The organism is Enterococcus sp. FDAARGOS_375 (genome assembly GCF_002393265.1).
Taxonomy (GTDB): domain Bacteria; phylum Bacillota; class Bacilli; order Lactobacillales; family Enterococcaceae; genus Enterococcus_D; species Enterococcus_D innesii.
The window spans coordinates 110,211-122,501 of the sequence record NZ_CP023514.1 but is presented as its reverse complement, the minus strand read 5'-3'; the positions used below and the strand labels follow the sequence as shown (position 1 = coordinate 122,501).

The window sequence follows — 12,291 nt, the reverse complement described above, 5'->3', positions numbered from 1 at the left end:
GGGAATCTGACTATGTGCTAAAGTCTAAAATCACAGTCCTGAATTGTACATGATGCACACTTCGTACTAGAGATGCGTTCAAATGCGTGAAAAGCCAATTGTAAAAGTTGATTTTTAGCAAAATTTTTATATTCGTCCTGATAACAGACGACATAATAAGAAAATATTTGGTAGGAAATCAATAATTGCACAAGGATGACGGAATTAGAATAGGAAAATTCACCTATTTCGCTCGCTCGTTTCAACTTATAACGGACAGTATTTCTATGGATGGACAGACAAATAGCTGTATGATTGACATTTTCATGTTGCAATAAATACGTATACAACGTCTCAAATAAGTCTGTATGATGTGCCAAATCATAGTGGATTAACTTTTGAAGTACTGGATGGAAATATTTTTGCTTCACTTGTTCAATTGGCATACTTGGCAACAGTGCATAAAGATTGACCTCATAGTACTCTGTAAGGGGCTTAACCGGTAGTGAAAATCGTGCCAGTCGATCGCATTCCAATGCCTCTATATACGCTTGGTTTGTCTGTAATAAATCCGAAAAATCCGCACTGACACTAATTTTGAGTCCGTGCTTTGTTGCAAAGGCAGATAGGCTTTCTTTGTTGGTCTGAAAGCTTATACTATCAAAAAGAATCACTAATTTCTCTTGATAGACAGCCGCTGTTTTCATTTGAAGTAACTCCTGAAATCTAGCCTGAATCTCTCTCAACGTCATACGTGAACGGCTTGTTGAATGCGACTGTTGCCAAAAATCAATGATTAGTAGTCGCCAATTACTAATTTGTAATAGTTGCTTATTTTCTATCCGTTCAGCTAGTTCCTTTGATGAATGAATGGATTGGTCTAATAAGTCAATCACAATCATTTCTGTATTATGAGTGGATAACCGATTTCGCTCATTCTTGGATAGTAGCTCTGAGACCATCTTTCCTAAAATATCAATCAGTATTTTATCATCTGATGTCAATTCGCGTTGAGAGTCAAGCATAAGTAAAAAGCCTAGTTCTACTCCTCTATTCTTAACAACTTTCACTAATTTCGTGTCGTGACAAATCTGACATGGAAAAAAATAAGGCGATTCATCACTAACCGTCATATGAGCTAACTGCTTTGCTTTAAAAACATATTCAACTGAACAAAACCCTCTGTTCACATAGGATTGCCAATAAGGATCAGTAATGTTTTCAGCATTCGAATGAGACACGATTTTATAGGAATTATCCAGTAATACCAAGGGATTCCCCAATACATTCGCACTTTTTTCCAAAAATTCATTTATCGTCGGACTACCCAGATACACGTCTAGCATGCCAGCTTTCATTTGAATAAGATCTTCCATCAAGAACGCCTCTCTTTTGAGTTTTCTATCGTTCATTATATCACAATCACACGTCGCTTGTGAACACAGAAAGGAGTTAGTTTAGCAGTAAAGGTGAATGTCCAGATACATCTCGTAAAACCAAGTTGGATAGGCTACAATTAACTAGACAGAAAAATTAAGGTGTGTAGACTAGAAGAAAACATACCAGGAGGAATTTTTATGTCTAAGAGAACACGAAGAACTTTTTCACAAGAATTCAAGCAACAAATCGTCAATCTTTACTTAGCTGGAAAGCCACGTGTAGAAATCATTCGAGAATATGAACTAACGGCTTCAGCATTTGACAAATGGGTAAAGCAATCTAAAACGAGTGGTTCATTCAAAGAAAAAGATAATCTTACGCCTGAACAAAAAGAATTGTTAGAACTACGTAAAAGAAACCAGCAATTAGAAATGGAAAATGATATTTTAAAGCAAGCAGCGCTGATATTCGGACGAAGAGACAAGTAATCGATGCGAATAAGCATCTTTACCCTATATCAGCGATGTGCAGAATATTAGGTCTATCACGTCAGTCCTATTATTATCAATCAAAACCAAAGAAAGATGAATCAGAACTTGAAGAAGTAGTCGCTGAAGAATTTATCCGCAGCCGAAAGGCCTACGGCTCAAGAAAAATAAAAAAAGCCTTATCAAAACGAGGCATTCAGATCAGCCGACGAAAAATTAGTAGAATCATGAAAAATAGAGGATTAAAATCGAGCTATACTGTTGCTTATTTTAAAGTACATCATTCTACTTGCAATGAAGCCAAAACGACAAACGTATTGAATCGTAAATTCTTAAGAGACAACCCATTAGAAGCGATCGTAACAGACTTGACTTATGTACGAGTCGGGAAAAAATGGAATTATGTCTGTTTCATTTTGGATCTGTTCAATCGAGAAATTCTCGGCTATTCTTGTGGAGAACATAAAGATGCCGTTCTAGTAAAAAAAGCATTTAGCCGTATCAAACAACCTCTGACAGAGGTTGAGATTTTTCATACTGATCGTGGAAAAGAGTTTGATAACCAAGCTATTGATGAATTATTAACAACTTTTGATATCAATCGATCATTAAGTCATAAAGGCTGTCCTTTTGATAATGCCGTAGCTGAATCAACTTATAAGTCGTTGAAAGTAGAATTTGTCTATCAATACACATTTGAAACCTTACAACAATTGGATTTGGAGTTATTTGACTATGTCAATTGGTGGAACCACCTTCGGTTGCACGGTACACTTGGCTACGAGACACCGGTTGGTTACCGTAACCAGAGATTGGCGCAGCGAATCCTTGATAATGAGCTCGGATGTGCTAACGCTAGCGAGGCAGTCTAACTTTAACTGTTAGCTCCTGCCGAAGATCGTCACATCCGAGGAGGCTCATTGTCAAGGACAATCGGAATAGCATACGGAAAGAAGTTCTGCACCTTATAAAATTTGTCAAAAAAACTGTTGCCATTCCAAGTCAACTCGTTAGTATCGTAAGTTTCATAAAAAAAGCAAGTACCATAGTAAGGAATTACGGTTCTATAATATTTGGTGTTGTTACTCACATTGAGTAACAACACCAAATATTATAGAACCCCTTTTTTAAGGTTTAAAGTCCTGGAAGTTTAGGTGTCTTGGGTATTGGTGGTGTAGGTGGCTGCAGGCATTCCATTTTTTGTTGAATTGCTTTAAATTCAGGGGTTTCTTGGTGTTGATTTTGAACCATTTTTTGCTCTATTCTCTCCAAAGTCGGTTGAATTTCTTTCCCTGATACTTTACGATTTAATTCTCTTTCTAAGGTCTCTTTCGGACTAATGGAAGGCGTTTCTAAGCTTGAATAGAGTTTCACTCCTTCTCTATTGTAAAGCCTTATATCGCTAAATAAGCCCGTTTTATGAAGGGTTTCTAAATTGGTCGGTAAGTTTTTGACAACAATATCATGCGCTTGTTTTGGTGTTGCCCTGGCTGTCATTGGATCATCTGCATACATGGTTTCATATCGTTCAATCGTTCCTAAGTATGATTCAATTTTCGGTACTGCCATGACGTATATTTTTGTTTCATAACCTTTAGATTGAAGCATTGTGGCTGTTTTAATAGGAACGTCTGTTGTTCGTCCTGTTCCTTCAATCACTAAATTATAGCCTTGATCGCTTAAACGGCTAATAAGTGCTTCTGTCATACGATTAGAATAGGGTGTTGCATGTTTTACTACGTCTTTTTCATAGAGTTTCACTAATTCGTCAAAATTTGGGTGCTGTTGTTTGAACGTATCATTATCAATGATAACAACATTTCCTTGTGTTTCTTCGGAAATTGCCGATCGCAAACTGGTTTTCCCTGATCCTGGTTGCCCACCAAGTAAAAAAGCGGTTGGCGATTCAACCGCTAGTCTATTTTTAGTTAGTCGTTCAACATTCTTTTCTAAACGATCTTCAAATTGCTTTTCGGTGAAGTCAGTAATATTCGCCATATCTCTCAATCCCACCCTATACTTATTAATAAAACTAACTGGAAGCCATTGAATATTTGTTGTATTATTTAAAACTATCTTTTCCCCTTGACGTTCATAAATTGGAACAAAAATTTTCGTATTATCGTATAGCATAACATTATCACAAAGAGGGGCTATATATTCTAGATTCTTTAATGACTGACTATACCGCTTTTTTATGAGTTCATCAGGTATGCCATGACCGCCCTTTTCAACTCTTTGTTTGACACGTTGTATTGCCAAATCAGCATTGTCTATCCCAACATAAAATAAATTTACCTCATAACCCTGTGCCTTGGCTTTTTCAATCCATTTTTTCTGTCCTTGTCCAGATAATGTGGTTTCTTGGTGAAAAGACCTTTTAGATTCAATTGCTTGATTCATTTGTTTTACAACTTCACGCATAGCCTTCATATTATCTGAGTTTTTTCGCCAGTCACCACCATTTTTATTTAGAATTTCATCAGCATTAATTCGTTGTGTATCTTGAAAGAGTTGCGGTACTGTTTGATAAAGTGTTGATTTCCCTGCTCCATTGACGCCCGAAACAATAATATATTGTGGTCTATCCTTCATATTAAATCACAAAATCTTTCTGCTTGATAATTAGTTTTTGCTTTTGTTGCAATTGATAAGTAAATAATTCCTTATAAAACTCAAATTCTTCTTGTGTTTCAGCCAACTCATACGCTTTTTTTAGTTCCATAATGTCCATTTTTGACACAGTGTGATAGATTTCTTTTAATTCCTCTTGAGTTGTCATATTAGATCACTCCTTTTAAAGAAGGTGACATTTCAACAATTTGTTTTGAATATTGATTCATTGACCGCCAATACTCATGAATAGCTTGTAATTTTTCAAATGGTTGTTCAAATAAATCAACTTCTTGTGCCACTTCTAATTGATTTAAAAGATTCACTTCTAGTAAACGAGTATTTTTAGTATCTAGTTCATGATTCAAAACATAATTTAATACCCGATTATAAACACTTGCCGATAACTCATTAATGATTTCAATTTCAAATGTTTTTTTATACGTAACTGCCATTTCATGTTCACTCCTTTTAAAGTTTGTCAGGTAAATATTTCCGTATATATTCTTCTAAGGCTTGATCCATAACTTCTTTTACGTTTCCGCCATTCTTTGCTGTTTCGATTTTTATGATATGGTGCAAGTCAGCACGAACACGAACCGTCTTATCTCCCATTATATCTTTTTTTGCACTGATTGGTGTATCATTTCGTTTTGCTTTTTGTACGCCTAAATTTCCCACAATCACTCACTTCTTTCTATTTCTTCTTATTCTTATTTTATCATCAACAATCACAAATCACAAGTGATTTGTGATTAATCACTTGTGATTTGTGATTCTATTCTTTTTCATTTTCTAACTGAATGATTCGCTCAACCATTTCAAAAAATACATTCTCATACATAGATAAAACTTTTTTGTCATAGCCTTTATGTTCTGTAATGCCGTTCTTAGACCAGGTACTTACTTTATTACTTCGCTTGATAATATTTTGGAAAACCAAATTATCTTCTTCATGTTCTTTGTACAGTTCTTCCAGGTTTGATTTTATCGTTGCGCTGTCCGTATCAACTAAATAAGGAACAAAACCAATCATATCTAGTCCAGGGTTAAACTGTTCTTGTAAATCAATCAAATAGGAAATATAGTTTTGAATGTTGTTTGTACTTTCTTCTTCTGCTTGTAAAGGGATCATGACGTAATCACTTGCCACGATTGCATTATTTGTATAAACGCTTGGCGTTGGTACAGTATCAATAATAATGAGATCATAGTCACTTTTTAAAGGTTCCAACAGAGTAGCAAGCAATCTACTTTCGTTTTCAAACGTCCATGAGCGAGTTAATTTTGGTAATAACATCAAATCAAACGTGCCAGGGATCAAGTCTAAATTATCAGTCAAATGAATAATAGAAGAAGCCAAGTTTCCATTTTTCAAGCCTTCATAAAAATTGACACGTGGCAATTCTACCTCAAAAGTTTTTGCTAAGTCTTTTGTCAATGTTGCTTGTAAGTCCTTATCGATCATTAAAACTTTTAAATTCAATTTGTCTGTCAAGTAAGCAAACATAGTCGATAATTTTGACTTTCCAACACCACCTTTAAAGTAATTATTCAAGATAACAATTGCTTCATTTTTATTGCTTAAAATACGTCTTAATTCTTCAAGTATTTTGAGTTCTTCCTTCTCCATAACTACGCCCCATTCTTTTTTTGTATAGTAATATTGTATCATTAAGAATCACAAATCACAAGTGATTTGTGATTAATCACTTGTGATTTGTGATAAGTGATTTGTGATTAATATATAAAAGCCCTATTTAAAGGGCTTTTATATTTATTTTGAGAAAGATATAAAATCAATATATCCCTTTTCCCCAATTTTTACAACGGCATTGTAGGGCTTTTTCTCTTTGTTTTTGATTCCTTTTACCAGAGTTTCTTTTCCCTCTAGTAATTCTTTTACATTTGTTTTGGTTAGTTTTTTCTTTCTAAAATGTTCAGCTAAAGTAAACTTACATTCAGGATAATTTGAACAACCATAAAACGATTTTTTCAATACAATATTGTTGCCACACTTAGGACATTTGCCTACAATACTTTTTTCTGCTTCTTTTTCTTTCTGTTCCTGGTAATCAGAAAAATTTAGTTTTTCTATATCGTTAGGTACAGCTTCCAGTAAATGAACAATGAATTTTTTGATATTCGTAATAAAGTTCTCTTGATTGCCTTCTCTTTTACCGATTTTTTTTAAATACGTTTCCCATTTAGCCGTCATTTCAGCACTCGTTAAAAGGTGCTGACTTTCAACTGCCTGGCACAATAATTTTCCTTTTTCAGTCACAACAAGCTTATTCTTAATCACTTGGATATATTCTTTTTGTTTCAAGGCTTCAATAATGCTTGCTCTTGTCGCTTCTGTTCCAATCCCCTCAACTTCTTGTAAAATCTTGATTGCTTCTTCATCATCAACCGTTTTATTCGCCGTTTTCATAGCAGTTAATAATGTACCCTCTGTAAAAGCTTTCGGTGGTTGTGTTTCTTTTTCGGCACTCTTAACGTCAACCTCGGCATGTTCTCCAATGATAACCAAGGGTAACGTTTGAACGTCCTCTTTTTCTTCTTTATTTTGTTGTTTGAAAAGAATTTTCCACCCTTCTTGTTTTGGTGTCTTTCCGATCGATTGAAACAGCAAATCAGCTACTTTCGTTTGTATCTTGGTTTCTTCATACAAGTAATCAGGTAAAAACATGGCAACGGTCGTTTTAACGACTAAAGCATAAATTTTTCGTTGTAAATCGTCCATTTTCGCTAATGCAGATTCGGTAGGTACTTGTTTTGTTGGGATAATGGCGTGGTGTTCCTGTACCTTACTACCGTCCACATAACGCTTTCTAGGCTCTGTTTGAACCATTTCAAGATCAAGTCCTAAAAAACCGCTATATTTGCCAAAATTCGCTTTTAAATAAGCAAATTCGTTCTCTGTAATAAATGGTGTATCTGTTCTTGGATAACTCAATAATTTTGCTTCATACAGCCCTTGCATAGCTTTTAAAGTTTGGCTCGCTGTCGCTTTATAAAGCTGATTGACTTTTGATTGCAAACTACTTAAAGAAAACAGACTAGGACTATTCGTTTTTTTCTCTTTAGTTTGCACGTCAGCGATTCTGCCCTCTTGATTGCCTATTTTAGCTTGTTTAGAAGAAACAAAGGATAAAAGTTCCTCTTGGCTCTTAAAACGCTGTGTGGGGCTTAGAACGCCCTTAAATGACCCTTGGTTTACTTTTATACTAGCTTCCACCTCGAAAAAAGATTCTTTTTTAAAGTTTTCTATTGCTTCCTGGCGTTGATAAATGAGGTATAAGGTGGGCGTTTGAACACGTCCTAGTGAAAATGTACCTTGTACGCCCTTCTGTTGTAAATTTAACGTATACAAAGGGCTTGCGTTCATGCCGATCAACCAATCGGCAATTTGGCGTGTTTGCGCTTCTTGATAAAAGGGATAGTAATTCATTCCTGGTTGCAAATTTTGAAAACCGCTTCGGATCACATCTTTTTCTAAGCTATTGATCCATAGTCTTTTAAATGTTTTATCTTTTGAAAAGGCATTTGCTTTATGGATAATCGACCAGGCGATATTTTCACCTTCTCTGTCGCTATAATTGTATTTGCCTTTTTGAGAAGTTCAGCAACAATTTTAAACTGCTTTTTTTTATCTGTTGCAACTTCAAAATCGTATCGATCAGGAAAAATCGGCAAAGATTCAAGTTTCCAATTTTGCCACTTTTCGTCATAATGACCTGGTTCTGCTAATTCCACCAAATGCCCAAAACCAAAGGTGATAAACGTTTCATCTGTAAATAGTGGGTCTTTGATCTCAAAATAACCGTCTTTTTTGGTGCTTTGTTTTAAAGCACTTGCGTAGGCTAATGCCTGGCTTGGTTTTTCAGCTAAAATAACCGTACTCATTAACTATCCCTCTTTTCATTGTTTTTTCTTTGATCTACTGTCACGTTATATCTTGCTCGATACCTTCTAAACGTTCGGCGATTGATTCCAGTTTTTTCTTCAACTTCTTTAATTAAGAATAGCGATCCTGCTTTAAGAAATTCTTCCTTTTTGATAATAGAACTCCTCCAATTCCATTTAATTATAAGCTATAAAATTTTATATTTAAATAAAGCCCCCAAAATCGATTTTAGGGGCTTTCTAGTTTAGTATAATTGGAATCATATTTATCTACTAGTACAGTAACTAATTAATTAGATTTATATATATTGTCTTAACCAGTCGGGAAGATCTGAGTCATCAATATTCCAACTTTCGACTTCCTTTTCACTTTCTTCCCATCCATTTTCATTTCCATCAAAAAACTTCTGTCTATTACACTTGTACTTAACTATTAAATCACCTTCCATTCGATATTCATGCCAATAATAGTTTTGTTTTCCATATCCATCCCATTCATTTGTTACATATAGAGTTCTCATACCTACTCCTCCATTTCTTTTTATCAATTATACCAGATTTTTTGATACCGCTTTCAAATATTTGCTGATGTAATAGTGAGATATCAAAGATAGATAATATAGTAAGTCGACAGCACATACTGTCGACTCTACGGTATCTTATGTTTCAAATTTTCACCACAAATGCCTCATAAGGTTTCAATTCCACTTCACCACTTAAACGATTACTTCCTTCATAATTAGAAATGATGACTTCCTTACCATCACTCGGCATTTCGAACGTATTGTTCTCTTCGCTAATATTTGTCACAACTAACCATCTTTCGCCATCCAGCTCACGAATATAGGCAAAGACTTCATCTGCCGTCTCTTCCAACAAGTGATAGCTACCCCAAACCACAATCTCGTTTTGCTTACGCAATTCGATCAACTTCTTATAGGTGTAGAAAATTGAATCAGGGTCAGCTAATTCCGCTTTGACATTGATGGTCTTGTAATTGGGATTTACGTGCAACCAAGGAGTTCCAGTGGTAAAGCCACCATTTTCACTATCATCCCACTGCATTGGCGTCCGCGCGTTGTCTCGACCCTTGGCATTGATGGATGCAATAATATCTTCCTTAGCATACCCCTGTGCAATCCGTTCGTTGTACATATTAATGGTTTCAATATCTTCTGCTTCGGAAATATCAGAAATCGGATAATTGGTCATCCCGATTTCTTCCCCTTGGTAGATGTAGGGCGTCCCCTTCATCATGTGTAACAGAATCGCGAATAATTTCGCGCTTTGCTTATGGTATTTTGTGTCATTGCCCCAACGGGAGACAATTCGTGGCAAGTCATGGTTGTTCCAAAAAAGACTGTTCCACCCTTCATTGCCTAAGGAATTTTGCCATTTTGACAAGGCCACTTTTAAATCTTTGATTGCCAAAGGTTTTAAATCCCATTTTTCTTTGCCATCTTGTTGGTCAAGCCCCACATGTTCAAATTGAAACACCATTGAAAGTTCTTGGCGTTTTGGATCAGAGTACATTTTGGCGATTTCAGGTGTCGCACCCCACGTTTCACCAACCGTCATCAAGTCTTTGTCACCAAACGTTGCTTGATTCATTTCTTGTAGATAATCGTGTAACTTAGGGCCGTTGCCCGTGATTTTTTGATCGGGAATTTTGCCAATCAAATCAATCACGTCCATCCGGAAGCCACCAACGCCTTTATCGATCCAAAAGTTCATCATATCGTAGACCTCTTGACGAACCTTTTCATTTTCCCAATTCAAATCTGGTTGGCGTTTACTGAATAAATGAAGGAAATATTGTCCAGTGGTTTCATCAAACTCCCAGGCCGTTCCACTAAAAGTTGAACGTAGTCCGCTGGGCACATCACCATCTACGCCATCACGCCAGATATAGTAGTCTCGGTATTCATTGTCTTTGCTTTTTTTAGCTTCAACAAACCATTTATGCTCGTCAGACGTGTGATTGACAACTAAATCCATAATAATCCGGATATTGCGTTTCTTCCCTTCCGCAATCAACTGATCCATGTCCGTCATCGTGCCAAATTCATCCATGATATCTTGATAATCGCTGATATCGTACCCATTATCATCATTTGGCGATTTATAGACTGGTGATAACCAAATCGCATCAATTCCTAAATTTTCCAGATAGTCCAAACGTTGGATGATCCCTTTTAAATCACCGACACCATCACCATCTGTATCTTGAAAACTGCGGGGATATACTTGGTATACCACCGAGTTTTGCCACCATTTTTTCTCCATTGTCTCTACCTCAATTCAAACTCAGTCCATCTCAATAATTAGCGTTCCCCAAACTAGAAGTCTAGGTATTTCCACTACTAGGTATGGACCAAATTCACTCTCTTCAATATTATAAGCTAAACTATCAAATTTGATAACGTCTCCATCTGGAGTAAGATAAGTGACTGCCTTAATTTCTCGATTCATTAAAATCTTAAGACTAAATACATCACTTTCTTGAATATCCTTTTGATGATTCCAAATGGTATCCTGAGCCCCAGTAAGGTTCACAAAGTTAATGAATTTCATCATATCATTTTGACGGATATTCGTCCAAATTTTTCCTGCCTCCAAATTTGGTGTTAAATATTCACAGTCAGATACATATTCTCTATTATCACCTAAGAAATGAGTACGGGAAGCATCGCTTAACGCATTAATTCTCCAAAATTCTGCCAAGAAAGTAATGTAGTCGTAATATCTTCTAATCTGTTCTTTTTTGCTTGATTCTTCTACATGGAAGTATTTAGCGTAGTAACCTTCTGTGATTATCCCACCATTTTCTCCATGAATCAGATGACTTGCACCTAGACTAGTAATAATTGCAGTTAATAACCACAGCGAATTGTATGTTTTCTCTGTCACTTCATATTCGAAAGGTTTCAGATAAGCAGCCAAAATTATCTGCTTTTCCTTATTTTCACGACGAGCGTTAGTGATAATCTCTTCAATTCCTTGATAGGTTGAATATGGATCCCAAACTTCAATGTAGATAGCTTCTTGATCCCTATTGGCAACAGAATATACAGGCCAGTTCCCAACATTATTGAATATCAACTTAACATCTTCATTAACTTCTTTTAATACAGCCTTTGAGTCATCAATCAATTGACCAAAATCTTCGGGTAAATCTAGTATTTCTCCTTTTGCGTTGCGAGCTTCCTTAGGAAACCCGTAAGTATCCATATGAATTCCATCGAAACCATATTCAACAGCTTTTTTATACTCATTGATTATATGGTCATGCCAACCGCTCTCTTTATTAACATTCATGATTGACAAGAAGTCAAAGAAGCCAATTGGTTGTCCGTTCTTATCATACATTCTCCAATCAGGATTAGCAGCTGCGAAATCATTCGTTCCTCCGTAAATTGCACCATAGGCAATGTTTACCATTCCGGCTTCTCGGGCCTGTTTGATTCTACTTTGAATCGTATTACTGGACAATTTACGTCCTAACAAATCTTCGAAAATCTCAGTTTGCGGAATCAAATCATCATGGCGATACATCCAATCATAATATTGAATATAGTTAAGATGTAATTTATTCATCCAACGAATTGATTGATTCTCATTTTCTCCACCTTGAAAAAAATCACTCAGAAAGCCGTAACGAATCATATCTGAATCAACATCAAAAGCAGTCTGTACGACCACTTTATCTGAGGAAGTTACTTCAACTAAATAGCCACCACGACGCGCTTCAAATTCTGGAAGTTCAATTATTCCCTCTTTGATCTCGACCGTTTTGTTAAAAACAGGTTTACCTACTGAAAAAATTTGTAAATTAACTGTTTCATCTACACAATTCTCTATATGAAACGAGATAGGCTCACCTTCTCTAAATTGTGCTTTTACTGGAAATAATACTATCATT

10 protein-coding genes and 3 pseudogenes are annotated in these 12,291 nt (G+C 35.8%); 1 reads left to right on the top strand and 12 read right to left on the bottom strand.

The window, feature by feature from the left end; genetic code table 11:
* Positions 1–17: 17 nt before the first annotated feature.
* Positions 18–1,355, bottom strand: coding sequence for a PucR family transcriptional regulator (locus tag CO692_RS00810; RefSeq protein WP_185933433.1), 1,338 nt, complete (start codon positions 1,353–1,355; stop codon positions 18–20).
* Between the two features lie 201 nt (positions 1,356–1,556).
* Here CO692_RS00810 and CO692_RS00805 point away from each other — a divergent pair.
* Positions 1,557–2,719, top strand: a protein-coding gene (locus tag CO692_RS00805) for an IS3 family transposase (RefSeq protein ID WP_086956687.1) whose coding sequence is annotated in 2 segments (ribosomal slippage) — positions 1,557–1,833 and positions 1,833–2,719 — 1,164 coding nt in all. Because the reading frame shifts where the segments join, the coding sequence is not laid out codon by codon here.
* A 262-nt stretch (positions 2,720–2,981) separates the two neighbouring features.
* Here CO692_RS00805 and CO692_RS17815 read toward each other — a convergent pair.
* The 11 genes and pseudogenes from CO692_RS17815 to CO692_RS00750 all read right to left on the bottom strand — a co-directional run bounded on the left by CO692_RS17815 (position 2,982) and on the right by CO692_RS00750 (position 12,290).
* Entirely contained in the window at positions 2,982–3,845 is an 864-nt protein-coding gene (locus CO692_RS17815) for a zeta toxin family protein (protein WP_226818093.1), read from the bottom strand.
* A 129-nt stretch (positions 3,846–3,974) separates the two neighbouring features.
* Positions 3,975–4,442 (bottom strand): annotated as a pseudogene (locus CO692_RS17810) (zeta toxin family protein); the annotation flags it as partial.
* A 1-nt stretch (position 4,443) separates the two neighbouring features.
* Entirely contained in the window at positions 4,444–4,629 is a 186-nt protein-coding gene (locus CO692_RS00795) for a hypothetical protein (protein WP_007209310.1), read from the bottom strand.
* 1 nt (position 4,630) lies between these two features.
* Complete coding sequence (locus CO692_RS00790; RefSeq protein ID WP_096741268.1) at positions 4,631–4,915, bottom strand: antitoxin; 285 nt, start codon at positions 4,913–4,915, stop codon at positions 4,631–4,633.
* 16 nt (positions 4,916–4,931) lie between these two features.
* Complete coding sequence (locus CO692_RS00785) at positions 4,932–5,147, bottom strand: peptide-binding protein (RefSeq protein ID WP_096741267.1); 216 nt, start codon at positions 5,145–5,147, stop codon at positions 4,932–4,934.
* A gap of 91 nt (positions 5,148–5,238) precedes the next feature.
* Positions 5,239–6,135: a ParA family protein gene (locus CO692_RS00780; RefSeq protein ID WP_096741266.1), complete on the bottom strand. Its 897-nt coding sequence runs from the start codon at positions 6,133–6,135 to the stop codon at positions 5,239–5,241.
* A 102-nt stretch (positions 6,136–6,237) separates the two neighbouring features.
* Positions 6,238–8,369, bottom strand: a pseudogene (gene topB / locus CO692_RS00775) (DNA topoisomerase III).
* Positions 8,369–8,479: pseudogene (locus CO692_RS00765) on the bottom strand (recombinase family protein); the annotation flags it as partial. The pseudogenes CO692_RS00765 and topB, both read right to left, overlap by 1 nt.
* A 189-nt stretch (positions 8,480–8,668) precedes the next feature.
* Positions 8,669–8,890, bottom strand: coding sequence for a hypothetical protein (locus CO692_RS00760; protein ID WP_096741265.1), 222 nt, complete (start codon positions 8,888–8,890; stop codon positions 8,669–8,671).
* Positions 8,891–9,035: 145 nt separating this feature from the next.
* Entirely contained in the window at positions 9,036–10,655 is a 1,620-nt protein-coding gene (locus CO692_RS00755) for a glycoside hydrolase family 13 protein (RefSeq protein WP_096741264.1), read from the bottom strand.
* A gap of 21 nt (positions 10,656–10,676) precedes the next feature.
* The gene (locus tag CO692_RS00750) at positions 10,677–12,290 is read right to left on the bottom strand and encodes a glycoside hydrolase family 66 protein (RefSeq protein ID WP_096741263.1); all 1,614 of its coding nucleotides are present in this window, start codon (positions 12,288–12,290) and stop codon (positions 10,677–10,679) included.
* Between the last annotated feature and the right edge of the window lies 1 nt (position 12,291).

Bases quoted from the DNA above. Each gene is read 5' to 3' on its own strand.
- CO692_RS00810 (WP_185933433.1), bottom strand. From the start codon at position 1,355: ATGGAAGATCTTATTCAAATGAAAGCTGGCATGCTAGACGTGTATCTG.
- CO692_RS17815 (WP_226818093.1), bottom strand. From the start codon at position 3,845: ATGGCGAATATTACTGACTTCACCGAAAAGCAATTTGAAGATCGTTTA.
- CO692_RS00795 (WP_007209310.1), bottom strand. From the start codon at position 4,629: ATGACAACTCAAGAGGAATTAAAAGAAATCTATCACACTGTGTCAAAA.
- CO692_RS00790 (WP_096741268.1), bottom strand. From the start codon at position 4,915: ATGGCAGTTACGTATAAAAAAACATTTGAAATTGAAATCATTAATGAG.
- CO692_RS00780 (WP_096741266.1), bottom strand. From the start codon at position 6,135: ATGATACAATATTACTATACAAAAAAAGAATGGGGCGTAGTTATGGAG.
- CO692_RS00760 (WP_096741265.1), bottom strand. From the start codon at position 8,890: ATGAGAACTCTATATGTAACAAATGAATGGGATGGATATGGAAAACAA.
- CO692_RS00755 (WP_096741264.1), bottom strand. From the start codon at position 10,655: ATGGAGAAAAAATGGTGGCAAAACTCGGTGGTATACCAAGTATATCCC.
- CO692_RS00750 (WP_096741263.1), bottom strand. From the start codon at position 12,290: ATGATAGTATTATTTCCAGTAAAAGCACAATTTAGAGAAGGTGAGCCT.